The organism is Lentisalinibacter salinarum (assembly GCF_040706555.1).
Taxonomy (GTDB): Bacteria; Pseudomonadota; Gammaproteobacteria; order Steroidobacterales; family Woeseiaceae; genus Lentisalinibacter; species Lentisalinibacter salinarum.
The window spans coordinates 1,005,693-1,029,928 of the sequence record NZ_JAPDRH010000003.1; the positions used below are offsets into that span (position 1 = coordinate 1,005,693).

The 24,236-nt window shown below is 69.4% G+C and carries 23 protein-coding genes and 1 riboswitch; of the genes, 9 read left to right on the top strand and 14 right to left on the bottom strand.

The annotated features are described in order from the left end of the window. The first annotated feature begins 55 nt into the window (after positions 1-55). Genes apaG through ACJMKZ_RS15210 form a run of 7 tightly spaced genes read left to right on the top strand, consistent with a single transcriptional unit; the run spans position 56 to position 5,998 of the window. A complete protein-coding gene (apaG, locus tag ACJMKZ_RS15180) occupies positions 56-439 on the top strand; it encodes a Co2+/Mg2+ efflux protein ApaG (protein ID WP_405234046.1) in 384 nt (127 codons plus the stop codon). A 35-nt stretch (positions 440-474) separates the two neighbouring features. Beyond that, a complete protein-coding gene (locus ACJMKZ_RS15185) occupies positions 475-1,302 on the top strand; it encodes a symmetrical bis(5'-nucleosyl)-tetraphosphatase (protein ID WP_405234047.1) in 828 nt (275 codons plus the stop codon). A 9-nt stretch (positions 1,303-1,311) separates the two neighbouring features. After that, entirely contained in the window at positions 1,312-1,734 is a 423-nt protein-coding gene (locus ACJMKZ_RS15190; RefSeq protein WP_405234048.1) for a RidA family protein, read from the top strand. Between the two features lie 43 nt (positions 1,735-1,777). Continuing rightward, positions 1,778-2,290 (top strand): 3-hydroxyanthranilate 3,4-dioxygenase, encoded by a 513-nt coding sequence (locus tag ACJMKZ_RS15195; RefSeq protein ID WP_405234049.1) that lies wholly within the window; start codon positions 1,778-1,780, stop codon positions 2,288-2,290. A gap of 4 nt (positions 2,291-2,294) precedes the next feature. Further along, on the top strand, positions 2,295-3,299 hold the full coding sequence (locus ACJMKZ_RS15200) for an amidohydrolase family protein (protein WP_405234050.1): 1,005 nt from the start codon (positions 2,295-2,297) through the stop codon (positions 3,297-3,299). Beyond that, positions 3,266-4,582, top strand: coding sequence for a kynureninase (kynU, locus tag ACJMKZ_RS15205; RefSeq protein ID WP_405234051.1), 1,317 nt, complete (start codon positions 3,266-3,268; stop codon positions 4,580-4,582). The genes ACJMKZ_RS15200 and kynU overlap by 34 nt, the downstream gene beginning before the upstream one ends. Positions 4,583-4,606: 24 nt before the next feature. Further along, a complete protein-coding gene (locus ACJMKZ_RS15210; protein ID WP_405234052.1) occupies positions 4,607-5,998 on the top strand; it encodes an FAD-dependent oxidoreductase in 1,392 nt (463 codons plus the stop codon). Here the strand turns inward: ACJMKZ_RS15210 and ACJMKZ_RS15215 are convergent. Genes ACJMKZ_RS15215 through lgt form a run of 3 tightly spaced genes read right to left on the bottom strand, consistent with a single transcriptional unit; the run spans position 5,958 to position 8,121 of the window. After that, a complete protein-coding gene (locus tag ACJMKZ_RS15215) occupies positions 5,958-6,476 on the bottom strand; it encodes a dihydrofolate reductase (protein ID WP_405234053.1) in 519 nt (172 codons plus the stop codon). The two genes, ACJMKZ_RS15210 and ACJMKZ_RS15215, sit on opposite strands and share 41 nt — an antisense overlap. A 10-nt stretch (positions 6,477-6,486) precedes the next feature. Next, a complete protein-coding gene (gene thyA / locus ACJMKZ_RS15220) occupies positions 6,487-7,281 on the bottom strand; it encodes a thymidylate synthase (RefSeq protein ID WP_405234054.1) in 795 nt (264 codons plus the stop codon). 3 nt (positions 7,282-7,284) lie between these two features. Continuing rightward, positions 7,285-8,121: a prolipoprotein diacylglyceryl transferase gene (gene lgt / locus ACJMKZ_RS15225; protein WP_405234177.1), complete on the bottom strand. Its 837-nt coding sequence runs from the start codon at positions 8,119-8,121 to the stop codon at positions 7,285-7,287. 89 nt (positions 8,122-8,210) lie between these two features. On the opposite strand from lgt, the gene ACJMKZ_RS15230 reads away from it, so the two are divergent. After that, on the top strand, positions 8,211-10,304 hold the full coding sequence (locus ACJMKZ_RS15230) for a thioredoxin domain-containing protein (protein WP_405234055.1): 2,094 nt from the start codon (positions 8,211-8,213) through the stop codon (positions 10,302-10,304). A 360-nt stretch (positions 10,305-10,664) separates the two neighbouring features. Here ACJMKZ_RS15230 and ACJMKZ_RS15235 read toward each other — a convergent pair whose 3' ends face one another. From ACJMKZ_RS15235 to ACJMKZ_RS15275, 9 genes are all read right to left on the bottom strand, one after another. Further along, positions 10,665-11,144 carry a putative molybdenum carrier protein gene (locus tag ACJMKZ_RS15235; protein WP_405234056.1) on the bottom strand — a complete coding sequence of 160 codons (480 nt, stop codon included), beginning with the start codon at positions 11,142-11,144 and terminating at the stop codon, positions 10,665-10,667. Between the two features lie 45 nt (positions 11,145-11,189). Continuing rightward, entirely contained in the window at positions 11,190-12,146 is a 957-nt protein-coding gene (locus tag ACJMKZ_RS15240) for a M23 family metallopeptidase (RefSeq protein WP_405234057.1), read from the bottom strand. Further along, positions 12,118-14,922: a trypsin-like peptidase domain-containing protein gene (locus ACJMKZ_RS15245; RefSeq protein ID WP_405234058.1), complete on the bottom strand. Its 2,805-nt coding sequence runs from the start codon at positions 14,920-14,922 to the stop codon at positions 12,118-12,120. Before ACJMKZ_RS15245 ends, ACJMKZ_RS15240 begins: the two co-directional genes overlap by 29 nt. Before the next feature lie 121 nt (positions 14,923-15,043). Further along, entirely contained in the window at positions 15,044-16,519 is a 1,476-nt protein-coding gene (gene gcvPB / locus ACJMKZ_RS15250; protein WP_405234059.1) for an aminomethyl-transferring glycine dehydrogenase subunit GcvPB, read from the bottom strand. 19 nt (positions 16,520-16,538) lie between these two features. Further along, entirely contained in the window at positions 16,539-17,048 is a 510-nt protein-coding gene (gene tpx, locus ACJMKZ_RS15255) for a thiol peroxidase (RefSeq protein ID WP_405234060.1), read from the bottom strand. Between the two features lie 3 nt (positions 17,049-17,051). Beyond that, positions 17,052-18,434 carry an aminomethyl-transferring glycine dehydrogenase subunit GcvPA gene (gene gcvPA, locus ACJMKZ_RS15260; protein ID WP_405234061.1) on the bottom strand — a complete coding sequence of 461 codons (1,383 nt, stop codon included), beginning with the start codon at positions 18,432-18,434 and terminating at the stop codon, positions 17,052-17,054. Between the two features lie 15 nt (positions 18,435-18,449). Continuing rightward, positions 18,450-18,845 (bottom strand): glycine cleavage system protein GcvH, encoded by a 396-nt coding sequence (gene gcvH / locus ACJMKZ_RS15265; protein WP_405234062.1) that lies wholly within the window; start codon positions 18,843-18,845, stop codon positions 18,450-18,452. Positions 18,846-18,900: 55 nt separating this feature from the next. Then, positions 18,901-19,986, bottom strand: a complete 1,086-nt coding sequence (gene gcvT / locus ACJMKZ_RS15270) for a glycine cleavage system aminomethyltransferase GcvT (RefSeq protein ID WP_405234063.1) — start codon at positions 19,984-19,986, stop codon at positions 18,901-18,903. A 145-nt stretch (positions 19,987-20,131) separates the two neighbouring features. Next, positions 20,132-20,222: riboswitch (glycine riboswitch) on the bottom strand. A gap of 56 nt (positions 20,223-20,278) precedes the next feature. Continuing rightward, positions 20,279-20,731 (bottom strand): Lrp/AsnC family transcriptional regulator, encoded by a 453-nt coding sequence (locus tag ACJMKZ_RS15275; protein ID WP_405234064.1) that lies wholly within the window; start codon positions 20,729-20,731, stop codon positions 20,279-20,281. A 132-nt stretch (positions 20,732-20,863) separates the two neighbouring features. Between ACJMKZ_RS15275 and phhA the strand changes: the two genes are divergently transcribed. After that, positions 20,864-21,667: a phenylalanine 4-monooxygenase gene (phhA, locus tag ACJMKZ_RS15280; RefSeq protein ID WP_405234065.1), complete on the top strand. Its 804-nt coding sequence runs from the start codon at positions 20,864-20,866 to the stop codon at positions 21,665-21,667. Between the two features lie 62 nt (positions 21,668-21,729). Here the strand turns inward: phhA and ACJMKZ_RS15285 are convergent, their stop codons facing one another. Next, entirely contained in the window at positions 21,730-22,704 is a 975-nt protein-coding gene (locus ACJMKZ_RS15285; RefSeq protein ID WP_405234066.1) for an alpha-L-glutamate ligase-like protein, read from the bottom strand. Next, entirely contained in the window at positions 22,701-24,221 is a 1,521-nt protein-coding gene (locus ACJMKZ_RS15290; RefSeq protein ID WP_405234067.1) for a UUP1 family membrane protein, read from the bottom strand. The genes ACJMKZ_RS15285 and ACJMKZ_RS15290 overlap by 4 nt, the downstream gene beginning before the upstream one ends. Positions 24,222-24,236 lie beyond the last annotated feature (15 nt).

Below are 24,236 nucleotides of genomic sequence, written 5' to 3' on the forward strand. Positions count from 1 at the left end.
GCCCGGAACGCGAAGCCGCCCCGACTTTCCGCAGCGAGAAGCCAGCCGAGAGGCCATGAGCGACAAGCCGAATCACCGCATCAGCGTAGACGTCAGCACCCACTTCCTGGACGAGCAATCGGAACCGGAGCTGGACCGCTACGTCTTCTCCTACACGATCACCATCGCCAATCAGGGCGATGTGGCCGCCGCCCTGCTCAGCCGGCACTGGATCATCACCGATGCCAACGGCAAGGTACAGGAGGTACGCGGCGACGGTGTCGTGGGCGAGCAGCCTCATCTCAATCCGGGAGAGCAGTTCCGCTACTCCAGCGGCACGGTGCTCGAGACGCCCGTGGGCAGCATGGAGGGCAGCTACCAGATGCTGGCCGACGACGGCGTGCGCTTCGACGCTCCCATCGCACCATTCACCCTGGCCGTGCCGGGTCTGCTGCACTAGGCGGACCCGCGGCCGCGACAGCGGAGGCCGGTACCATGGCGGTCTATGCCATCGGCGACCTGCAGGGCTGCTATGACCCCTTCCGGCGCCTGCTGGATAAGCTGGACTTCGACCCGGGCCGCGACACGCTCTGGCTCGCCGGCGATCTGGTCAACCGCGGCCCGAAGTCGCTGAAGACCCTGCGTTTCGTCCGTTCCCTGGGCGACGCCGTGGTGACCGTGCTGGGCAACCACGACCTGCACCTGCTGGTGATCGCCCACGAGCGCACGGCCGCCAAGCGCTCGGCCTCTCTCGCCATGAAGCCCATCCTCCGCGCCCACGACTGCGACGAGCTCATCGACTGGCTGCAGAACCGCCCGCTGGTGCACTATGACGAGGGTCTGGACACGGTGCTCGTCCACGCGGGCGTGCTGCCTGGCTGGGACCTGGAAACCGTCCTCGCCCTGGCCGGCGAGGTGGAGGCGGTACTGAGAGGTCCGCGTCCCTCCAAGCTGCTGGCGCATCTGTACGGCGACGAGCCCGACCGCTGGCGCAACGACCTGCACGGGGTGCCGCGGTGGCGTTTCATCGTCAATGTCCTGACCCGCATGCGCATGCTCACGCGCAAGGGCAGGCTCGACTTCGACTACACGGGCCCGCCGGAAGACGCACCGCCGAAGCTCACGCCCTGGTACCGGGCGCGCGACCGGGCGCTGGCCGGCCGGCGCATCGTGTTCGGCCACTGGTCGGCGCTGGGACTGCTGAACGAGCCGGATCTGGTCTGCCTGGACACGGGCTGCGTGTGGGGCCGCGCCCTCACGGCGCTGCGCCTGGACCGGGACGCGAAGCCGGTGAAGGTAAAATGCCGGGACCAGGCGCGCTAGAATCCCCACGTGGAATCCGACGAGAAGCCCATCAGCACCAGCGCGGCACCGCCGCCGGTCGGTGCCTATCCTCACGCCCGGCGCGCCGGCGGACTGTTGTTCCTGTCCGGACTGGGCCCGCGGGATCCGGCCGGCAGCGACATACCCGGCGTCCGCCGGGACGACGAAGGGCGCGTGGTGGACTACGACATCGAGGCGCAGTGCCACGCCGTATTCCGCAACGTGAGGAGCGTGCTCGAGGCGGCCGGCTCCGGCTGGGACCGGCTCGTGGACGTCACCGTCTTCCTTACCGACATCGAGCGGGACTTCGAGACCTTCAACCGGATCTACCGGGACTATTTTCCGGGCGAGGGACCCTGCCGGACCACCGTCGAGGTGAATCGGCTGCCGACGCCCATCGCCATCGAGCTGAAATGCATCGCGACTCTGTGAAGCGCCCGAGGCGACGGGCGAGAAGCCGCACCGGGAGAGAGACATGAAACCCCTCACCGCCTTCAATTTCCGCGATTGGATAGACGCCAACCGGGAGGCGCTGCGACCGCCGGTGTGCAACAAGCAGGTCTTCGAGGACGGCGAGTTCATCATCATGGTGGTGGGCGGCCCGAACTCTCGGGACGACTACCACTGGGACGAAGGCGAGGAGTTCTTCTATCAGCTCGAGGGCGACATGCTGCTCCGTACCATGCAGGACGGCGAGCGGGTGGACATCCCCATCCGCGAGGGCGATATCCTGCTGCTGCCGCCACGGGTGCCCCACTCGCCCCAGCGCTATGCCGACACGGTGGGCCTGGTGGTCGAGCGCAAACGCACGCCCGAGGAACTGGACGGCTTCATGTGGTTCTGCAACGAGTGCGATACCAAACTGTACGAGGAATTCCTGCACGTCGACGACATCGTGAAACAGCTGCCGCCGGTCTTCGAGCGCTTCTACGGCAGCGAGGAGAACCGCAGCTGCCCGAACTGCGGAGCCGTGATGCCGCCGCGCTGAGCCCGTGAAGATCGATATTCACACCCACGTGTTGCCACCGGACTGGCCGGACCTGAAGGAACGCTACGGCTACGGCGGCTTCGTGCAGCTCGAGCATCACGGGCCCGGCTGCGCGCGCATGCTGCTGGACGGCAAGAACTTCCGCGAGGTGCAGTCCAACTGCTGGGACCCCGGTGTACGCATCGACGACTGCGACGCCACGGGCGTGGACGTGCAGGTGCTCTCCACCGTGCCCGTCATGTTCAGCTACTGGGCCAAACCCCGGGATACCGCCGACCTGGCCGCGCTGCTGAACGACCACATCGCCGCGCTGGTGGAAGAGTACCCCCGGCGTTTCCTCGGCCTCGGCACGCTGCCGATGCAGGACGCGGACCTGTCCGTCCGCGAACTGGAACGCTGTCTCGCGCTCGGCCTCCACGGCGTGGAGATCGGCACCCACGTGAACGGCTGGAACCTGGACGACGAACGGGTGTTCCCGGTGCTCGAGGCCGCCGCCGAGCTCGGCGCGGCCGTGTTCGTGCATCCCTGGGAGATGCTCGGCCGCGAGCGCATGAACCTGTACTGGCTGCCCTGGCTGGTGGGCATGCCGGCCGAGACGGCGCTGTCGGTCTGCTCGCTCATCTTCGGCGGCGTGTTCGAGAAGCTGCCCGACCTGCGCGTGGCCTTCGCCCACGGCGGCGGCGCCTTCCCGGGGCTGATCGGGCGTCTGGAGCACGGCTTCGCCGTGCGGCCCGACATCGTCGCGGTCAAGAACACGGTGCCGCCCTCGGAGTATCTAGGCCGCTTCTACGTGGACTCGCTGGTGCACGACCGGCGCATGCTCGAGTACATGATCGAGCTGTTCGGCGCCGACGCCATCGCCCTCGGCAGCGACTACCCCTTCCCGCTCGGCGAACACCATCCGGGCGCCCTGATCGAATCCATGGGCCTCGGCGCCGAAGTGCAGGAGCGGCTCCTCGCCGGCACGGCGCTGGAATGGCTCGACGTGGATCGGAGCCGTTTCCTGTGAGCGCGGCCTCCGAAGAGGCCCGGCGGCTGGACGCGGCCGATGCGCTGGCCGGCTTCCGGGAGGAGTTCGTCTTCCCGGAACGCATCGACGGCCGCTCGCCCGTCTATCTCTGCGGCAACTCCCTCGGCCTGATGCCGCGCCGCGCGGCCGACGCGGTGCGCGCGGAGCTGGATGCCTGGGGCCGCCTCGCCGTGCGCGGCCACGTCGAGGGCGAGCACCCCTGGCTGCCGGCGCACCGGCGGGCGGCCGAACCGCTGGCCGCGCTGGTGGGCGGCACAGCCGCCGAGACCGTGGCGATGAACACGCTCACGGTCAACCTGCACCTGCTGATGGCGAGCTTCTACCGCCCCGAGGGCGAGCGCCGCTGCATCGTGATCGAGTCGGACGCCTTCCCTTCCGACCGCTATGCGGCCGTCTCCCAGATCGCCTGGCACGGCCACGATCCGGAGCGGGACCTGCTGGAATGGCAACCGCCGGACGGAGAGCACAGCCTGCGCACGGATGACCTGGCCGCGCTGCTGGAACGCCGCGGACACGAGATTGCGCTGCTGCTGCTGCCGGGCGTGCAGTATTACACCGGCCAGTGCCTGGACATGGCGGAGATCTGCCGCCTGGCAAGGCGCTACGGCGTCACGGTCGGGCTCGACCTCGCGCATGCCATCGGCAACGTGCCGCTGTCCCTGCACGACTGGGGCGCGGACTTCGCCGTGTGGTGCAGCTACAAATACCTGAACGGCGGCCCGGGCGCGATCGCCGGCGCCTGGGTCCACGAACGGCACTGCCGCGACCGCAGCCTGCCGCGGCTGCTGGGCTGGTGGGGCCACGAGGAGAGCACCCGTTTCCGCATGACGAAGGATTTCACGCCTGCGCCGGGGGCGGACATCTGGCAGCTCAGCAACCCGCCCGTGTTCGCGCTGGCTCCCGTGATCGCCTCGCTGGACCTGTTCGCCGCCGCCGGCATCGGCGCGCTGCGCGAGAAGTCCCTGGCGTTGACTGGTTATCTGCGCCGCAGGATCGGGGAGCGTTTCCCGGGCGGCTTCGGCGTCCTCACACCGGAGGATCCGCCCGATCACGGCGCCCAGCTCTCGCTGGTGGTGCGTGGCATGGGTCTCACGGGCCGGGACCTGTTCGAGAACCTGGAGCGTCTGAACGTGATCGCCGACTGGCGCGAGCCGGACGTCATCCGCGTGGCTCCCGTGCCGCTGTACAACTCCTACGCGGACGTCGAGGCCTTCCTCGAGCGCCTCGCCGAGGCGGCCGCCATGACCCAGACGCTGGCATGAGCGGACTGGCATGAGCGGACTGGCATGAGCGATTCGGCCCTGCACGGCACCGACGACAACCCCGTCGCCATCCTGGGCGCGGGACTGACCGGCTCGTTGCTGGCCGTCCTGCTCGCCCGCCGCGGCCATGCCGTGGACCTGTACGAACGCCAGCCGGACCTGCGCACCCACAGTGCCCAGGGCGGCCGTTCGATCAACCTCGCCCTGGCTGCCCGCGGTCTGCGGGGGCTGGCCCTGGCCGGCCTGACCGAGGCGGTGGAGCCGCTGCTGATGCCCATGTCCGGGCGCCTGCTGCACCAGGAGGACGGCGGCCTCGACTTCCAGCCCTACGGTCAGCACGAAGGCGAGGAGAACTATTCGGTCTCCCGCGCCGACCTCAACCGGGTGCTGCTGGACGCCGCCGAGGCAGCCGGCGCCCGGCTGCACTTCGGCGAAGCCTGCAGCGGCATAGATCTCGATGCGCGGCGGGCCACGCTCCGCCATGAGCAGAGCAGTGCCGAGCGGCAGATCGCCATGGCACCGCTGATCGCCGCCGACGGGGCCGGCTCGGTCGTGCGGCGCGCGCTGGCCGAGGCCGGCCACATCAGCGCCACCGAGTCCCTGCTGGCCCACGGCTATAAAGAACTCACCATCCCGCCGGCGGACGATGGCGGCTTCCGCATCGACCCCGGCGCGCTGCACATCTGGCCCCGGGGCGGCTTCATGCTCATCGCGCTACCGAACCCGGGCGGCGACTTCACCGTGACCCTGTTCCTGCCCAACGAGGGCCCGGAGAGTTTCCCCTCGCTCGACGACGAGGCGTCCGTGCAGGAGTTCTTCGAGCGCCACTTCCCGGACACGCCGGCGCTCATCCCCGATCTCGCGGACCAGTTCGCCGCCAACCCGGTCGGCATCCTCGGCACGGTGCGATGCGAACCGTGGAACCTGGGCGGCGACGTACTGCTGGTCGGCGACGCGGCCCACGCGATCGTGCCGTTCCACGGCCAGGGCATGAACGCGGGCTTCGAGGACTGCGCCGAGTTCTGCCGGCTGCTGGACGGCGGCTGCGACGGCCGCGAACGGCTGTTCGGCGAGTTCAGCCGGCTGCGCCGCCCGAACGCGGAGGCCATCGCCGACATGGCGCTGGAGAATTACGTGGAGATGCGCGACACGGTGCGCGACCCCCGCTTCCATCTGAAGAAGGCCCTCGCCTTCGAGCTCGAGCGTCGCTGCCCGGACCGTTTCGTGCCCCGCTACTCCATGGTGATGTTCCACGCGGAGATCCCCTACGCCGAAGCGCTGGCCCGTGGCGAAGTGCAGGCCCGGCTGCTCGAGGAGCTGACGGCCGAGGCGGATTCGCTGGCCGACGTGGACCTGGCGCTGGCCGAACGCCTCGTCAGCGAGCGGCTGGCGCCGCTGCCGTCCGCTCCAGCGTGAGATAGCTGTAGCCGAGTTCGCGTTCCTCGCCGGCGGGGAAGTCCTGCCGCTCCACCGCGCGCCAGTCCGCATTGTCGAGGGACGGGAAACGGGTGTCGCCCTCGAACCGGCGGTGCAGGCGGGTGAGGTAGATGCGCCGTGCCAGCGGCAGCGCCTCGCGATAGAGCGCCGCGCCGCCGATCACCATTACCTCGTCAGCGTCCCGCGCCAGCGCGAGCGCGGCGTCCAGCCCGTCCGCTACCTCGCAGCCCTCGGCGGAATAGCCGGGCCTTCCGCTCAGCACGATGTTGCGCCTGCCGGGCAACGCCCGGCCGATGGACTCGTGGGTGCGGCGGCCCATCACGATCGGCTTGCCCATGGTGACGTCGCGGAAGCGGCGCAGGTCCTCCGGCAGGTGCCAGGGCAGGCGGTTGTCGACGCCGATCACGTCGTTGGCGGCAGCGGCCACGACGAGAGAGACGACGGGCGTAGCGGACACCCCGGGCACGTCAGACGGCCACCGGCGCCTTGATGTGCGGATGGTGGCGGTAGCCGCGGATCTCGAAATCCTCGTAGCGGTAATCGAACAGCGTCGGCGGCCGGCGCTTCAGCGCCAGCGTCGGCAGCGGCAGCGGCTCGCGCGTGAGCTGCTCGTCCGCCTGGTCCAGGTGATTGAGATACAGGTGGCAATCGCCGCCGGTCCAGATGAAGTCGCCCACGCCGAGATCCGCCTGCTGGGCCACCATGTGCGTCAGCAGCGCGTAGGAGGCGATATTGAACGGCACACCCAGAAAGATGTCGGCGCTCCTCTGGTACAGCTGGCACGACAGCCGCCCCTCCGCCACGTAGAACTGGAAGAAGGCGTGGCAGGGGGCGAGCGCCATGCGGTCGAGCTCGCTCACGTTCCAGGCGCTGACGATGATGCGGCGCGAGTCGGGGTCGCTCGCGAGCTGCTCCAGGACGCGGGACAGCTGGTCGATGTGGCCGCCGTCCGGCATCGGCCAGGAGCGCCACTGCGCGCCGTAGATGGGCCCGAGTTCGCCGTTCTCGTCCGCCCACTCGTCCCAGATGGTCACGCCGTTCTCGCGCAGGTAGGCGGTGTTGGTGTCGCCCTGCAGGAACCACAGCAGCTCGTGGATGATGGAACGCGTGTGCAGCTTCTTGGTGGTCACCATCGGGAAGCCTTCGGCGAGGTCGAAACGCATCTGGTGGCCGAACACGCTCAGCGTGCCGGTGCCCGTGCGGTCGTCCTTGCGCACGCCCTCCTCGCGCACCCGCCGCATCATCTCGAGGTACTGCCGCATGCGTCAGGTCTCCTTCCTGCGTCCGCCGGATGCACCGCTGCTTTCTGCATTGCGATACGCCAGCGCCAGCAGGACGATGCCGGCGACGATCATCGGCACGCTCAGCACCTGGCCCCGGGTGAGCCAGCCGAAGGCCACGTACTCGCCGTCGTCCGGCAGGCGTACGAACTCCACCGCCGTGCGGAAGACGCCGTAGCCCAGCAGGAACAGGCCGGAGACCGCCATGGTCGGGCGCGGTCGTGCCGAATACACCCACAGGATGACGAACAGCACCAGCCCCTCCAGCAGCGCCTCGTACAGCTGGGAGGGATGCAGCACCTCGGGCCCCGGCCGGAAGCCCTGGAAGACGTCGTCCGGCACCCGGAAACCCCAGGGCAGGTCCGTGGGCTTGCCCCACAGCTCGCCGTTGATGAAGTTGCCGATGCGCCCGGCGCCGAGGCCGATGGGCACCAGCGGCGCCACGAAATCCGTCATCTGCCAGAAGCCGCGTCCCACCCGCCGGCCGAGCAGCCACATGGCCACCAGCACGCCGAGGAGCCCGCCGTGGAAGGACATGCCGCCCTCCCAGATCTTGACCGGATACAGCGGGTCGCGCGCCCACTCGCCGAGGCCGTAGAACAGGACGTAACCGATGCGCCCGCCGATCATCACGCCCAGCGCGCCGTAGAAGATCAGGTCGTCCACCTGCTGCGGGCTGATGGGGGCGTCGGCGCGCTGCGCCAGCCGCCGCGCCAGCAGCCAGGCGGCGACGAAACCCACCAGGTACATCAGCCCGTACCAGCGCACCCCGAGGGGGCCGACGGAGAAGATGACGGGGTCGATGCGCGGGTAGTCGAGCATGGCGGCGTAGTCTAGCACCGGCCCGGGGCATCCTCACCCTGCGGGTGCGTGCGTTATAGTGGCCGGCCACGCGAAGCGAGGTGCATGCCATGGCCACGCCCGAAGGCCGCCGGGAGACCAACCGCCTGGCCGACGAGACCAGCCCCTACCTGCAGCAGCACGCGGACAACCCCGTGCAGTGGTACCCGTGGGGCCCCGAGGCCCTGGAGACGGCCCGGAAGGCGGGCAAGCCGATACTCCTTTCGGTGGGCTATTCCGCGTGCCACTGGTGCCATGTCATGGCGCACGAGTCGTTCGAGGACGAGGAGACCGCGGCGCTGATGAACGAGCTGTTCGTCAACGTGAAGGTCGACCGGGAGGAGCGGCCGGACATCGACCGCATCTACCAGATCGCCCATCAGCTCATCGCCCAGCGCCCGGGCGGCTGGCCGCTGACCATGTTCCTCACGCCGGAAGAGCAGCTGCCGTTCTTTGGCGGCACCTACTTCCCGAAGGAGGCGCGCTTCGGTATGCCGGCGTTCCGCGACATCCTGCGGCGGGTGGCGGAGTACTTCCGCCAGAACCCGGACGAGGTGCGGCGCCAGGGCCGTCAGCTCGCCGACGTATTCCCGCGGCTGGACCCGGAACCCGCGGCGGACGGGATCGTGCTGGACGACACGCCGATCGCGAAGGCACGGGAGAGCCTAGCCGGGCGTTTCGACGAACGCCACGGCGGCTTCGGCGACGCGCCGAAGTTCCCGCATCCCGCCACCATCGAGCGCCTGCTGCGCCACTGGCGCGCGAGCGCCGGCGACGACGAGCCCGACGTCCAGGCGCTGTACATGGCGGCGCTCACGCTCGCGCGCATGGCCGAAGGCGGCCTGTTCGACCAGGTCGGCGGCGGCTTCTGCCGCTACTCCGTGGATGCGCAGTGGCTGATCCCCCACTTCGAGAAGATGCTCTACGACAACGGCCCGCTGCTCGCCCTGTACGCCGAACTGGGCCTCGCCGGCGGCGACGCGGAGATGAGCCGCGTGGCGGGAGAGACGGCGGAATGGATGCTGCGCGAGATGCGCGCTCCCGGCGGCGCCTTCTTCTCGTCGCTGGATGCCGACTCCGAGGGCGAGGAAGGCCGCTACTACGTCTGGACGCCGGAGGCGGTGCGCGAGGCAGTGGGCGAGGAGGACTACCCGCTGGTCGCCGCGCACTTCGGCCTGGACGACGAACCCAACTTCGAGGGCCGCTGGCACCTGTACGTGCGGCGGCCGGTCGAGCGCCTGGCCGAGGAGCGCGGCGAAGACCCGGAGGCGCTGCGCCGGCGCATCGACCGGGCACGCACGGCCCTGCTGCGCGCGCGTGAACGCCGCGTGCCCCCGGGGCGGGACGAGAAGATTCTGACGAGCTGGAACGCGCTGGCCATCCGCGGCCTTGCCGTCGCGGGCCGGGCCCTCGGCCGCGAGGACCTGATCGATGCGGCTGCCGATGCCGCCGCCTTCCTGCGCCGGGAGCTCTGGCGGGACGGCCGGCTGCTGGCCACGTACAAGGACGGCCGGGCCCGGTTTCCGGCCTATCTCGACGACCACGCGCTCCTGATCGACGCCCTGCTGGAGCTCGCGCAGGCGCGCTGGGACGCCGCACACCTGCGCTTCGCCATCGCCCTCGCCGACCTGCTGCTGGAGCACTTCGAGGACGCGGAGAACGGCGGCTTTTTCTTCACCGCCGACGACCACGAGGCGCTGCTGCACCGCTCGAAGACCTTCGCCGACGAGGCGATGCCCTCCGGCAACGGCATCGCCGCGCGTGCGCTACTCAGGCTCGGCTTCCTGCTGGGCGAGGAGCGCTACGTCGCGGCCGCCGAACGCACCCTGCGCGCCGCCTGGCAGGCCATGATCGAATATCCCCACGGCCATGTCAGCCTCATCACCGCACTCGAAGAATACCTGCAGCCGCCCGAACTCGTGATCCTGCGCGGCGAGCCGGACGAGATCGGCCACTGGGCGCGCAACGCCGCCGCCATCTACGCACCCCGGCGACTGGTGTTCGCCATCCCCGCGACGGACGACGGCCTGCCCGGACACCTGGCGCTGCGCAAACCGGCGGAGGAAGGACCCGTGGCCTACGTCTGCGAGGGCACCCGCTGCTCCCTGCCGGTCACCACCTGGCCGGCGCTGGCGGCCCTCCTCGGCCACAGACGCAGCGGCTAACCAACAGGCAGGAGGGCCTTCAGGCCCGACCCGGCTTTCTGTTGGCGTAGGCCCGCCATCGGGTGGGCATGGGTCACGGGGACGCTCAGTCGGACGTCCTGTCCTCCTTCGCTTCGGCCAGGCCTCCTTCCCGCCGTCATGGCTCCAGTCGGCCCGGACGACCCCGCAACCCATGCCCACCCGCTGACGGGCCCGTAGCCGATTGGTCTGGCACCCGTCAGCAAGCGCTGCTGACTGGCGCTACCTTGATGCCGCTGAAAGCGTGGCCGTCATGTGGGGGGTATCCGTCGCCGCGACTTTGGTCGCAGGAGCAAGACGGATACCCCCCGCAGGGCGGCCACAAAAGAAGGAGGGTCAGGGTCAGCGCGGCAGGCTTTCCAGGAACTCGCGCACTGCGGCGCGGGCCCAGGCCTGCCCGGCCGGGTGGCGGCTGGCGCGGGGGCCCGCCACGTTCAGCGTGCCGATGCCGTGCTCGGCCACGAACTCGCCGAGGCGGCGGGCGGCTTCGGCCGTGTCCATTTCGTGCGCGTCGAGCAGCAGGTAGGGCTTCCGCTCCCGGCGGCAGTAGGCCACGGTGAGCTCGGTGCCGCCCTCCAGGTCGGAGAAGAAGATCACCGCGGTGCCGTCGCTGTCCTGCACGTTCTTGAGGGTGCGTGCGGGATAGTCTTCGTCCGGCAGTTCGCGCATCGGGAAGCAGGGCGGGATCGCGCCGTCCTCGGCCTTGCGGCCGGCGGGACACCAGCCGCCGCAGGGCACGCCGCGGTCGAGCGCCGCGACGAGCGCGCCCCGGTCCACGCCGGTCTGCCCGCCGGAGACGATCCTGATCTGCCGCTTCTTCATCCGGCCATCATACGGCGACGCCGGCCGGCGGCAACAGGAACCGGGTCAAAAAGCGGTGATCTCCATGCCCGTCCGGGGCGTCACGGCGCCGTCGGGCGCGGCGAAGCGCACGGGCACGGACTCGAGGCGCAGCCCGGCGTTGCGCTGCACGGCGAAGTGCAGGTGCGGGCCGGTGGTGTAACCGGTATTGCCGGAGTCGGCGATGTACTGGCCGCGGGCGACGGTCTCGCCCGGCCGTACCCGGATCGAGTCCCAGTTGAGGTGCGCGTACACCGCCATGGTGCCGTCGTCGTGCACGATGCGCACGAGGTTGGCCCGGGGCAGGTCGCGCTCGCGGTCGGTGCCGCCGCGGAAGTGACGCGCCGCCACCTCGAACACGGTGCCGGCGCGGGCCGCGTACACGCCGGTGCCCACCGGTACCGCGACGTCGACCGCGTGGCGGCTGGCCAGCGAGTCGTGGGTGCTGACGTCCGGCCAGGCCTGGGTGACCCGGTGACGCGTCGCCGGCGCGAACGGGAACCGGTAGACGAAGGCCGGGTCGTGGCTGGCGCCGGGGTCGCCCGGCAGGGTCTGGTAGCGGAAGCGGAAGCGGCCCGGCAGCGTCGGGTCGAGCCGCTCGAGGCCGAGCACCACGGCGCCGGTGCGCGCCGGGACCACGGTGCGCACACCGCGCTCGTCTGCGGCCGCGAGATTCTCGAGGTCCATCGCCGCCAGCACGAGCTCCACCGCCACCCAGCGGCGGTTCTCGGCGACCACCTCGAAGCCGGTTTCCGTCTCCCGGCGATGGATCACCACGCCCTCGTCGGCCGCCGACGCGAGGGGTCGCACCTCCACTTCGTCGGCGGCGGCGGGCCGGCGGTCGGTATACACCCACTCGCCGTCCTCGCCGCGATACTTGTACAGGGTGTCGGAGGCGGCGGCCGCCGGCGGCAACGCGAGAGCGAGCGCCGCGAGAGCCGCCAGCCCCGCGCGCTCAGCCCAGCGGGCGGCGCTCCCAGCCATCACCCGTGCGCCGGATCTCGTAGGCCGGCCAGTACTGCTTGTCCAGTTTCAGCGTGATCACCTCGACGGCCCGGTTCCAGTTCACCGTCTTCAGCCGCAGCGACTCGCGGTCGCCCTTGCCGCGGACGGCCTCCAGGAAGGCGTCGAGGTCGGGCGTGGGACGGCCGTCCACCTCGACGATGCGCCGCCCGGCCCACAGGCCGTAGCGGGTGGCCGGCGAGCCGTAGCTGAAATAGGCCACGTAGACGCCGCTGGGATCGATGCCCCGCTGGGCCGCCATGGCCCGGTGCGGCTTCTGCAGCAGCGCGCCGGCCCACATCACGGCGCGGTCGATGCCGGTGCCGTCGAGCGCCACCGTATCCACCTCAAGATTGCGCACGCTGCCACGGCGCCACACGGCGAGCTCCACCGACTCCTTCTGGGTGGCCCGTTCGACGTCGCGGAACGTGTTCACCGCCTGTCCGTCGATGCTGAGGAGAATGTCGCCGTTCTGCAGCAGCCGCGCCGCCGGCGAGCCGGCAACCAGCCGCTTTACCTGCAGGGCGCGGCGCTGCTCCGGATGGTGACGCTCCAGCCGCGCCGCCCACTCCTCCGGCAGCCCGAGCTTGCGGGCGGCCGCCAGCGGCAGGTAGGCGAGCTCCGCCTCCAGCGAGTAGAGCGTGCCGCCGGAGCGGACCAGCTCGACGAACTCCTGCACCAGGTCGGCCGGGACGCCCTTGTTCACCTGGCTGGTCTCGCCGCCGCCCTGGTAGGCGAAGCTCGACCAGAGCGAGACGACCCGGCCGCGCTCGTCGGCCAGCACGCCGTCCACCTGCTCCGGCGCGTTCACCACCGAGAGGGTCTCGATATTGGTGTCACGGAACCGAAGCGTGCGCGACAGCGGAAGGATCAGCGCGTCCACCGACGCCACGCGGGTCTGCTGATGCACCAGCCGATGGTCCGGCTTCAGGCCCACCACCCACACCGGGTCCCCGGGCTCCGCGGCGTCGGTGTTGAAGCGGGCGGTCTCGACCGGCGTGTCGCCGATCAGCGCCGGATCGTAGGAGACGATGGTCAGGTTGTGCAGGGGATGGACGTATTCCACCCGACCCGGCACTTCGAGCGAGCCGGCGAAGGTGAGGTGCACATCGCCCATCGCCACCGGCACCGTGTTGCGGTCCACCACCACCAGTCCCCGCTCGGCATCCACCACCAGACCGGTGCCGTAGTAGTGCCGCTCGGCGACGCCGGAGATGGTGTACGGCAGGTCGAAGTTCACCAGCACCAGCGAAGGCGCCAGCGTATCCGCGCGGCGGTCGTCGTGGGACGGGAATCGGGTGCTGGCCGCGGCCGGCGGCTCCGGCGGCGGCGCCTCCGCCAGCTCCCGGCAGGGCCAGAGACCGGTGTCGTCATTGCGATGGCAGCGCCGGGACGGGAACCAGCGACGGTCGATGCGCAGCGAGCGCAGCTGGCTCGTGCGCGGGTCCTCCAGGCTCACGAAGCGGATGGAGGTGCGCGCGCCGTCGGCCAGGCCGGCCAGCACCGCCTCCAGGTCGTCGAGGTCGCTCACCGGCTGCGAGTCCAGCTCGGTGATGACCGCCGCCCGCGGGATGGCCGAGTTGCTGAGCACGTAGCCAGGATTGGCCACGTAGACGCCGTCCACCGGCCGGTTGTAGTGCCGGGCCTGCTGGTAGGACAGACGGTGCACCACGGCGTCGCCGAACTCGATGTACTCGTCGGGGGTGATGCCGTGCAGGTCCTGCACCGGCACGTCGTGCTCGATGACGCTGCCGCCGCGGCGAAGCTCCAGCCGTACGGTCCCGCCCACGCTCTCGTCCAGTACCGCGCTCACGGGCACGAACTCGGTGACGATGTCGCCGTTCAGGCGCACCAGGATGTCTCCCACCTCCAGCAGGCCGTCGGCGGGCGAGCCGGGCAGCACCTCGGCCACCGTCAGCATGCCGGTCTGCTCCGGGTAAGCGGCGCGGGCCGCCGCCTCGGTCTCGCCGTCCAGCCCCAGCCGCACCAACTCGTCGTAGGGCTTGCGCACGAATACCGTCTGCAGCGTGCCGCGGGTCACCGGCTCGCCGGCGCGGATCAGATCCAGCGCCCGCTCCACCCGGTCCAGCGGCAGGAAGAAGCTGGAGGCGGCACTCGAGTTGGCCCCGGCGTTCAGCGCAACTACGCGCCCGTCGATGTCGACCACCGGCGAGCCGGACGAGCCGCCGGAGGTGCCCGACGCCGCCTGCAGGTAGAAGGTGTTGAAGTCGTTGTACTTGCCGCGGCCGTATTCCGGCGCCTGGCGGTCCAGCCGCGCGATGGTGCCCGCCAGGATCGAGAGCTGCTCGCCGGCGTCGTTGCCCACCACGCGGATCTCGCGGCCCGTGCGCGCGCCGGCCGGCGACAGTTCCAGCTCCGTGGGTTCGATGAAGCGCAGCGCCTCCGGGTCGTAGCTGAAGAAGCCGAAGTCGTGCACCGGGTCGCGGTAGACCGGCGTCAGCGGCACCTCCTCGTTGTTCAGGAATACTGCCTCGGCGACCACCGGCCCCGGCGTCACCACGTGCCGGTTGGTCAGGATCAGGCCCCGCTCCGCGTCCACCACGAAGCCCGTGGCCTGGGTCGAGGTATTCCAGTCGGTGTCGAAGGCGCGGGTGGCGTCCACGCGGATGGAGACCACGCCGGAGGAGATGCGGTCCAGGGTGTCGGTCCAGGCCTCGCGCTCGGCCGCGGCAAGTGGCGCGGCGACGGGCGTGACGAGGAGCAGGGCCAGCAGTGTGATGACGGAGATACGCTTCATGAGGCTCCCGGCGGCGGCTCGCAAAGCGCCGCATTGTGGCAGATCGCAATCATCTGAGTCCGGTACTGGCGCGCAAAGTTCCGCACGGGCGGCCGCCGGCACGGCCGCGCGCGGATGTCGCTCAGGCCGCGTCCGGCCGCCAGACCAGGTCGAGCTCCTTGGCCGCCTTCACGTCGTCCAGGCGCCGCACCGGCGTGGTGTAGGGGGCGCCGTGCACGTAGTCGGCATCGCTCCCAGCCCTCTCCGCGATGGCGACCATCGCCGCGACGAAGCCGTCGAGCATCTCCTTCGACTCGGTCTCGGTGGGTTCGATCAGCAGGCACTCGGGCACCAGCAGCGGGAAATAGGTGGTGGGGGCGTGGTAGCCGTGGTCGAGCAGCGCCTTGGCGAAGTCCATGGCGGTGACGTGCAGCGTCTTCGCCTGGCGCCTCAGCGTGACGATGAACTCGTGGCTGGCGCGGCGGTCGGGGAACGCCAGGTCGAAGCCCTGGTCGCGCAGGCGCGCCATCAGGTAGTTCGCGTTCAGCGTGGCGAACTCCGCGATGCGGCGCATGCCGTCACGGCCGACCATGCGCATGTAGACGTACGCCCGCAGCAGCACGCCGGCGTTGCCCATGAAGCCGGACAGCCGGCCGATGCTGTCCGGCAGGTCCTTCTCGTCGAGCCAGCGGTAACGGGCGCCGGCCGGCGTCTCGTCCCGCCCGACGATCGGCACGGGCAGGTAGGGGGCGAGCTTCTCGCCGACGCCCACCGCGCCCGACCCCGGCCCGCCGCCGCCGTGCGGCGTGGAGAAGGTCTTGTGCAGGTTCATGTGGATGACGTCGAAGCCCATGTCGATGGGGCGTACCTTGCCGAGCACCGCGTTCAGGTTGGCGCCGTCGTAGTACATGAGTCCGCCCGCGTCGTGCACGATACGGGAGATCTCCAGGATGTGGCGCTCGAACACGCCCAGCGTCGACGGGTTGGTCAGCATGATGCCCGCCGTCCTGCGGCCCACCGCCTCGCGCAGCGCGTCCAGGTCCACGTCGCCGCTGTCGTCCGTGGGCAGCTCCACCACCTTGCAGCCGCACATGGTGGCGGTGGCGGGGTTGGTGCCGTGGGCCGCGTCGGGCACCAGGATCTCGTTGCGTTCGTGGTCGCCGCGGGCATGGTGATAGGCCTGGATCATGGCGACGCCGGTGAACTCGCCCTGGGCGCCCGCCATCGGCGTCAGCGACACCGCTTTCATGCCGGTGACCGCCTTCAGCATCTCCTGCAGTTCGTACATGCACTCCAGGAAACCCTGGCCGTGGGAGACGTCGCCGTAGGGATGACGGCCGAGGAACTCCGGCAGCATGGCCAGCGTGTTACACGCCTTCGGGTTGTACTTCATCGTGCACGAACCCAGTGGGTAGAAGTGCGTGTCGATGGAGAAGTTCTGCTGCGACAGGCGGGTGTAGTGACGCACCGTCTCCAGTTCCGAGACCGCCGGCAGCGCCGTCGGCGTCGCGCGCAGGTATTTCTCCGGCAGGTCCGGGCGCAGCTTCTCGCCCGCCGGCGCCTGGGCCATGGCGCGGCGTCCGGGCCGCGAGCGTTCGAATATCAGCTTGTCGGTCATCTGCTTGCTTGTCCTCGTCTCACTGGTCGAGGCCGAGCGCCCTGAGCGCGGCCTCGTAGTCGGGCTCGTCGCCGATGTCGTCGACGAGCTGGCGATACACCACCGTGTCGTTCTCGTCCAGCACCAGCACGGCGCGGGCGAAGAAGCCGGCGAGCGGGCCGTCCTCGATCAGCACACCGTAGTGCTCGCCGAAACCCTCGGAGCGTACGGCGGAGAGCGTCTCGACGCCCGCGAGCTCGCATTCCCGGGCGAAGCGCTGCTGGGCGAACGGCGTGTCCACCGAGATCATCAGCATCACGATGTCCTCGTGCTCCCGGGCGTGGCCGTCGAAGACCTTGACGGACTGCCCGCACACCGGCGTGTCGATGCTGGGGAAGATATTCAGGATCTTGCGTTGCCCCTGCCAGTGGGAGAGATGCAGGTTGCGCAACTCGCCGTCCACCAGCCGGAAGTCCGGCGCGCGGGAGCCGACGGTGGGCAGATCGCCCGCCGTGTGCCACTGCTTGCCGCGGAAGGTGACGCTAGCCATGCTTCAGCCCGCGGCGCGCCTGGCCTCGCCGCCGGCGAGAACCTCGGCCAGCGCCGTTGCATAGCGCCGGATGTCGGCATCGGTCTTGGTCTCGGTGGCACACACCAGCAGGGCGTCGCCGAGCTCCGGATAGTCCGCGCTCACGTCGTAGCCGCCGAGCACGCCCCGGGCCGCGAGGTCCTCCAGCACCGGCGCCACCGGCCGGTCGAGCCGCAGCACGGCCTCGTGGAAGAAGGGCGTGTCGAACGCCGGCTCCACGCCGTCCACGGCGGTGAGCGCATCGCGCAGCGCCACCGTGCGGTCGTGGCACTCGGTGGCCACGCGGGCGAGGCCTTCCTCGCCGAGCAGCGACAGATAGATGGTGGCCGCCGTGACCATCAGCCCCTGGTTGGTACAGATGTTCGAGGTGGCCTTGGAGCGGCGGATGTGCTGCTCGCGCGCCTGCAGCGTCAGCGTGAAGCCCGGCTTGCCGTCCAGGTCTACGGTGCGCCCGACGATGCGGCCCGGCATCTGCCGCACGAAGTTCTTGCGCGCAGCCATGAAACCGAAGTACGGCCCGCCCGAGGACAGCGGCACGCCGAGGGGCTGGCCCTCGCCGCAGACGATGTCGGCTCCCTCCTGGCCCCACTCGCCCGGCGGCTTCAGCACCGCCAGCGAGGTCGGGTTCACCACCGCGATCACCAGCGCGCCGAGCGCGCGGGCGCGATCCGTCAGCGCGTCCATGTCCTCCAGGGTGCCGAGGAACGAGGGCTGCTGGATCACCACGGCGACCGGCGGCTCGCCCGCCTCCGCCAGCGCCTCCAGGCGCGTGAGGCCGGTGGCGGGATCGAGTGGCAGGTAGTCGAACTCCAGCCCCTGGGTGCCGGCGATGGCTTCGGCGACCTTGCGATAGACCGGGTTCACGCCCGCGGCCAGCAGCACGCGGCGCGACCTCGCCTTGCGGTTGGCACGCACCGCCATCAGCGCCGCCTCGGCCAGCGCCGAGGCGCCGTCGTACAGCGAGGCGTTCGAGACGTCCATGCCCGTCAGCCCGGCCATCATGGTCTGGTACTCGTAGATCACCTGCAGTGTGCCCTGACTCGCCTCCGCCTGGTACGGCGTGTAGGCGCTGTAGAACTCGCCGCGGGTCGTGACCTGCCAGACCGCGGCCGGGATGTGGTGCTCGTAGGCGCCGGCGCCGATGAAGCACAGCGGCGAGCCGTCGCGCGCCGCGCGCTCGCGCATGAGCCGCGTCACCTCCATCTCACCCAGCGCGTCGGGCACCCCGGGCAGGTCGTCGATGATCAGCTCGGCCGGGATCTCCTCGAACAGCCGCCCGATGGAATCCACGCCGATGGCGTCGAGCATGGCGCGGATGTCTTCTTCGGTGTGCGGGATGAAGGGCATGGTCGTGTTCCTCGCTCAGTCTTCGGCCTCGGCCAGCAGCTGTTCGTAGGCTTCGGCGTCCAGCAGGTCGTCCAGCGCCGCCGGCGAGGCCGGCGTGAGCCGCGCGATCCAGCCGTCGCCGTACGGATCGCTGTTCACCTTCTCAGGCTCGTCGGCGAGCGTGCCGTTGACCTCGTCCACCGTGCATTCGAACGGCGCGTACACATCCGATGCGGCCTTCACCGACTCCACCACCGCGATGCCGTCGCCTGTCCCGGCGCTGTCGCCCTGCTCGGGCAGTTCGACGAAGACCAGGTCGCCGAGCGATTCCTGGGCGTGATCCGTGATGCCGAGGGTCACGGAGCCGTCGTCCTCGAGGCGTAACCACTCGTGGTCTTTCGTGTATTTCAGGTCGCCGGGTACTTCGCTCATCTCTCTTCCTCCTGGCCGGCATGTCGCCGGATGTCGTCTTGTCCGAATAGCGCTGTCAGACTTTCACTTCGCCGTTACGCACGAACGGCGGCCTGACGATGCGCACGGGCAGGTGCCGCCCGCGGATATCCACCGTCAGAGGTTCCTCCGCCCCGGCATCGATGCGGGCGAGCGCGATGGATCCACCGACGGTGGGCCCGAAACCACCGCTGGTGATCTCGCCCACCGTCGCGTCGCCGGCGAGCACCGGCTGATGGTTGCGCAGCACGCCCCTGCCCTCCAGCAGGAGCCCCACGAGACGGCGCGGCACGCCGGCTTCCTTCTGCCGCTCCAGCGCCGCCCGGCCGATGAAATCCCGCCCCGGCGGATCGAAGGCCACGGTCCAGGCGAGGTTCGATTCCAGCGGCGTCGTCGTCTCGTCCATATCCGAGCCATACAGGTTGAGGCCGGCCTCCAGCCGCAGCGTGTCGCGCGCGCCGAGGCCGCACGGCTGCACCCCGGCCGCAGCCAGCGCCCGCCAGGCGGCGACCACCGTGTCTCCTGCGGCGATGATCTCCCAGCCGTCCTCGCCCGTATAACCCGTGCGGGCGACGAAGTAGTCGCCGTACTCGCCGGCGGTGAAGGGCTTCATGGCCAGAGCTGCCTCGCGCCGGTCGCCAGGCAGCAGGGCGGCGGCTTTCTCCCGTGCCTCCGGCCCCTGCACGGCCAGCATGGCCAGGTCCGCGCGCTCGGTGATCCCGACGGCGTGGCCCTCGGCCTGCCGGCGCATCCAGGCGATGTCCTTCTCACGGGTGGCGGCGTTGACCACCAGGCGGTAGTCGCCCGGCCCGCGGTGATAGGCGATCAGGTCGTCCAGCACGCCGCCGTCCTCGTTCAGCATGCAGGTATAGAGAGCCCGGTTCGTGCCCTCGATCTTGCCGATGTCGTTCGCCAGCAGGCGGGCCAGAAAATCCGTGACCCCGTCGCCGGCGAGATCGACGACGGTCATATGCGAGACGTCGAACATGCCGGCCGACTCCCGCACGGCCCGATGCTCCGCGAGCTGGGAGCCGTAGGCGAGCGGCATGTCCCAACCGCCGAAGTCCACGATGCGGGCGCCGGCATCGACGTGCAGGGGGTAGAGAGGTGTGCGATTGCCCATGCTGGCTCCTCCGTTGACGGGAACGCGACGGACGTGGTCGTCCATCGCCCCTCTGTCCGGTTACCTGAGAGATCGGGCGGGCCCCGCGATGGGCCTTCCGCCGCACACCTTCGGTGGGCCGTTACCGGCCACTCTCCAGAGCCAATCAGCGTCCGCAGTCCGTATGCCTGAGCGTTTCCGGGCGAGTTGCGCCTTCGGCGATCCGGTCGTGCCGGATACTCTCCCGCGGAGCCTGTCGATCGGGCTTCGGATCATAACGTATCCGCCGACCGGGTGACCAGCGGCCGCCTCGTCACAGCGGCAGGGCGGAGGTGGACTTCTTCTGTTTCAGCACGAAACTGGTGTTGGCCGTCTGCACGCCGGTGAGCCGCAGCAGCTTGCCGCTCAGGAAATCCTCGTAGCCCTCCATGTCCCGGGCGACCACTTTGATCAGGTAGTCGTACTGGCCGCTCATCGAGCAGCACTCCTGCACCTCGTCGCAGCGGCGGATCATCTCGTCGAACTCGCGGATGGTGTCCGGATGGTGATCCTCCAGCGAGATCTGCACGTAGGCGAGCACCGGGAAGCCGAGCTCCTGGCGTGAGAGACGCGCCACGTATTGCTCGATGACGCCGGATTCCTCCAGCCGCCTGACCCGCCGCCAGCACGGCGACGGCGACAGTCCCACCTCCTTCGCAAGCTGCTGGTTGGAGATGCGGGCGTCGCGCTGCAGCACCGAGAGGATACGGCGGTCGTAGCTGTCCATAGGTAATTTCTCCCTAAAATAGACACTTTAGAAGAAGAATCTTGCCCTTTCAGCGCCACAGGATGCAAATTTGGAATTGATTTGCGCCTCTCGGGAGTTATTCTTTTCTCAGGTACAAGCAACGGCAGAATCATGGGCAAAGGAATCACCTATACCGCGAAGACACCGGACGCCGACGGCCTGATCCAGTACACGGAGGCGGAGAATGCCGTCTGGCGTGAACTGATCACCCGCCAGAAGCAGGTACTGCCGGGGCGGGCCTGCCGCGCGTTCGTCGAGGCGCTGGACGTGCTGGGATTGCCCGAGGACCGGGTGCCCCAGTGTCCGGAGGTCTCGACCGTGCTGCGCGAATGTACCGGCTGGGGCGTCAAGCCGGTGCCGGCGCTCATACCGCTGGACGAGTTCTTCTCACTGCTGGCGAACCGGATGTTCCCGGCCGCCTCGTTCATCCGCGCGCCCGAGGAACTGGACTACCTGGAAGAGCCCGACATCTTCCACGAGATCTTCGGCCATACGCCACACCTCACGGACAGCCGGTTCGCCGCCTTCACGGAGGCTTACGGCAAGGCCGGCCTCGCAGCGAGCGACGCCGAGAGGGAGATGCTGGCGCGGCTCTACTGGTTCACCGTGGAGTTCGGCCTGATCGAGACCGACGAAGGCATTCGCAGCTACGGCGCGGGCATCTGCTCCTCGCCGGGCGAAACCCGCTACGCGGTCGAAAGCGACGAGCCGGAGCGCGTGCCCTTCGATCCGATCGAGGCGCTGCGCACCCCCTACCGCATCGACATCTACCAGCCGCTGTACTTCGTACTGGAGAGCTTCGACCAGCTGTTCGACCTGGCCCGGAGCGACCTGCCGGCGATGATCCGCGAGGCACGCAGACTGGGCGACCGTCCGCCGAAATTCCCGCCGCTGCCGGAAGCCAAGAGCGCCTAAACAAAAAATGTAGGAGGGCCTTCAGGCCCGATTCGTCTAATGGATCGGGCCTGAAGGCCCTCCTACATGGCCGCGTGCGCCGGGAATCGTTCCCGGGCGAACGCCGCCCGCTGCGCCGGCGTCGCCGCCGCATCATAGTCCCGGTCCACCGTCTCCAGCCGGGGCCGCAGGCCTGCCCGGTTGGCCAGCTGGATGTTGAGTCCGGGGCGCGCGTTCATCTCCAGGATCAGCGGGCCGAGATCCCGGTCGAGCACCATGTCGACACCAACGTAGCCAAGGCCGGTCACGTCGATGGCCCTTGCTGCCGAAGTCAGGATGAAATCCCACTCGGGAATCCTGAGGCCGGCAATAGGGTGATAGGTATCCGGATGCTCCTCCACGATCTCGTTGCCTCTGACACCGTCCAGCGTGACGCCCCCGGCCATGTCGATACCCGCGCCGACGGCACCCTGGTGCAGGTTTGCCTTGCCGTGTGACGCCTTGGTGGGCAGACGCACCATGGCCATCGCCGGATAGCCCCGGTAGGTGATCACCCGGATGTCCGGCACGCCCTGGAAACTGACCTGCTCGAACAGCGGATCGAACTGCACGCAGTACTCGATCAGCGCCGTGTCCGGCTCGCCGGTCAGGCTGTACTGACCGCCGACGATGTTCGAGATGTGGAAATCGAGTGTGTCGCCGTCCCAGATCTGTCCGTCCACCAGCCGATAACGGTCGCGCCGCCGGCCCGACACCACGATGATGCCGTCGCCGCCGCTACCGTGAGCCGGCTTTACCACGAAGCTTTGGTGCTCGCCCACGATCTCGGGGACGCGGCCCGTATCCCCCTGGTTGTCGATGATGCCGTAGAGCTCGGGCACGGCCATGCCCGCCTCGATGGCGAGCGTCTTCGTGAGCACTTTGTCGTCAACGCGCGGATAAAAGCGGCGCTGGTTGTGCTCCATGATGAACCGGGCGTTGCGCTGGTTCAGGCCGAGGACCCCGGCCGCGCGGAGCGCGCGAATCCTGGCGCGGGGATCGAACAGCCGGAAGCTCATCGCTCCAGCACCCCGCGGAAGCGCGCCAGCTCCACCAGCCGGTAGCCGGTATAGCGGCCGGCGAGCAGCACGAGAGCCAGCACGATCAGCAACAGCTCCGGGAAAGTGAAGACCATGTGCTGCAGCCAGTCGATTCCCATCGCCAGATAGGCCAGCGCCGCCACCACCAGGCTGCCGAGCCCCGCATTGATGGCATCCCGCGGCCCCCGCTCCTCCCAGATCACGGACATCCGCTCGATGGTCATCGCGATGATCACCATTGGGAACAGCGCCACAGACAGCCCCGTCTCCAGGCCGAGCTTGTGAAACACGATGCTGATCAGGAGCATCAGCAGCACCACGACGATCAGCACGGCCGTCAGCCTGGGCACGAGCAACAGCCTGAGGCGCTCCAGCAGGAAGCGGATCGAGAGCCCGAGCGAGACCAGCAACGTGAACAGGACGATGCCCCAGATCAGCCGGGTTTCGCGGAAGGCAAGCGCGATCAGCACCGGCATGAACGTGCCGAAGGTCTGCACACCGACAAAGTTGCGCATCAATACCATGACGAGCGCGCCGATCGGGATCATCAGCAGCACGGCGTACACGGCCTGGGTCCGGATCGGCAGGCTGAACAGCGAGAACTCCACCAGCCGGGAGCGGCGCTGCTCGGCCCGCTGGCCTGCCACCTCCAGGGTGTCCAGCTGGTTCTGCTGCATGGCCAGGTTCACTTCGAGCCCGCTGCCGCCCTGCACGGTCGCCAGCTGCTGGGTACCGCGCCACCAGACCAGGTAGTCGTCCGGCAGGCCTTCCTCGCCCGTACGGGGATCGAAGTTGACCCAGCGAAATCCGTCGTGGATCTCCAGCCAGGGGATGATCTCGGCCTGACGGCTCTGGCCGGTCAGCATGATGCCGCGCATCATGCGCGCGGGAATCCGCGCCGCCGCGAGTATCTTCGTGACCGTCGAGACGAACCCGGCGCGGGTCTCGGACAGGCTGAGCAGCAGCTCGACGTTCTGCCCCGGCGAAGGATCGTTCAGGCGATGCAGCAACTCGGCGGTGAACGATGCCGGGTCCGCCGACTGTTCGCGCACCTCGTCCACCAGCACCTGCATGGCCGTATTGAAGGGCTCCTCCAGCGTGGGCGGCGGCGGGAACGGCGGCGTCGTGTCGGACTGCCGGCTGGACGGATCCTCGTACAGTACGGCCCGGTAATAGAGCGTTTGCGGGCCGTCGGCACGGCGGATCGCCCACTGCGCCTCGCGGCCGCCGCTGTCGAAGTTGACGCTGAATCCGTAGCCCTTCGATACAGAATTCTCCGTGAGCAGCGTGTAGCCCGGCGTCAGCGTCGGCAGCTGCAGCGTGGCCTTGATGGAGCCCGGGCCGCCGATGAAGCTGACCGCCGCCTCGACGGTCCACACCGTGGTCTGCTGGTCCTCGGTGACCGGCAGGCCCAGCACCTGCCACTTGTAGGCGAACATCGACAGCCCCGCCGCTGTGAGCAGCGCGGCGATGACGATGAGATAGCGTCTGCCCATGTCGCCCGCGCGGCC

Excerpts from the sequence above, each read along its gene's own strand:
- ACJMKZ_RS15235 (WP_405234056.1), bottom strand. The coding sequence starts at position 11,144 with ATGAAGAAGCGGCAGATCAGGATCGTCTCCGGCGGGCAGACCGGCGTG.
- apaG (WP_405234046.1), top strand. The coding sequence starts at position 56 with ATGAGCGACAAGCCGAATCACCGCATCAGCGTAGACGTCAGCACCCAC.
- ACJMKZ_RS15285 (WP_405234066.1), bottom strand. The coding sequence starts at position 22,704 with ATGAGCTTCCGGCTGTTCGATCCCCGCGCCAGGATTCGCGCGCTCCGC.
- gcvPB (WP_405234059.1), bottom strand. The coding sequence starts at position 16,519 with ATGACCGACAAGCTGATATTCGAACGCTCGCGGCCCGGACGCCGCGCC.
- ACJMKZ_RS15275 (WP_405234064.1), bottom strand. The coding sequence starts at position 20,731 with ATGGACAGCTACGACCGCCGTATCCTCTCGGTGCTGCAGCGCGACGCC.
- ACJMKZ_RS15290 (WP_405234067.1), bottom strand. The coding sequence starts at position 24,221 with ATGGGCAGACGCTATCTCATCGTCATCGCCGCGCTGCTCACAGCGGCG.
- thyA (WP_405234054.1), bottom strand. The coding sequence starts at position 7,281 with ATGCGGCAGTACCTCGAGATGATGCGGCGGGTGCGCGAGGAGGGCGTG.
- lgt (WP_405234177.1), bottom strand. The coding sequence starts at position 8,121 with ATGCTCGACTACCCGCGCATCGACCCCGTCATCTTCTCCGTCGGCCCC.
- ACJMKZ_RS15185 (WP_405234047.1), top strand. The coding sequence starts at position 475 with ATGGCGGTCTATGCCATCGGCGACCTGCAGGGCTGCTATGACCCCTTC.
- gcvH (WP_405234062.1), bottom strand. The coding sequence starts at position 18,845 with ATGAGCGAAGTACCCGGCGACCTGAAATACACGAAAGACCACGAGTGG.
- ACJMKZ_RS15195 (WP_405234049.1), top strand. The coding sequence starts at position 1,778 with ATGAAACCCCTCACCGCCTTCAATTTCCGCGATTGGATAGACGCCAAC.
- phhA (WP_405234065.1), top strand. The coding sequence starts at position 20,864 with ATGGGCAAAGGAATCACCTATACCGCGAAGACACCGGACGCCGACGGC.
- ACJMKZ_RS15230 (WP_405234055.1), top strand. The coding sequence starts at position 8,211 with ATGGCCACGCCCGAAGGCCGCCGGGAGACCAACCGCCTGGCCGACGAG.
- ACJMKZ_RS15245 (WP_405234058.1), bottom strand. The coding sequence starts at position 14,922 with ATGAAGCGTATCTCCGTCATCACACTGCTGGCCCTGCTCCTCGTCACG.
- gcvT (WP_405234063.1), bottom strand. The coding sequence starts at position 19,986 with ATGGGCAATCGCACACCTCTCTACCCCCTGCACGTCGATGCCGGCGCC.
- ACJMKZ_RS15240 (WP_405234057.1), bottom strand. The coding sequence starts at position 12,146 with ATGGCTGGGAGCGCCGCCCGCTGGGCTGAGCGCGCGGGGCTGGCGGCT.
- kynU (WP_405234051.1), top strand. The coding sequence starts at position 3,266 with ATGGCTCGACGTGGATCGGAGCCGTTTCCTGTGAGCGCGGCCTCCGAA.
- ACJMKZ_RS15210 (WP_405234052.1), top strand. The coding sequence starts at position 4,607 with ATGAGCGATTCGGCCCTGCACGGCACCGACGACAACCCCGTCGCCATC.
- tpx (WP_405234060.1), bottom strand. The coding sequence starts at position 17,048 with ATGGCTAGCGTCACCTTCCGCGGCAAGCAGTGGCACACGGCGGGCGAT.
- gcvPA (WP_405234061.1), bottom strand. The coding sequence starts at position 18,434 with ATGCCCTTCATCCCGCACACCGAAGAAGACATCCGCGCCATGCTCGAC.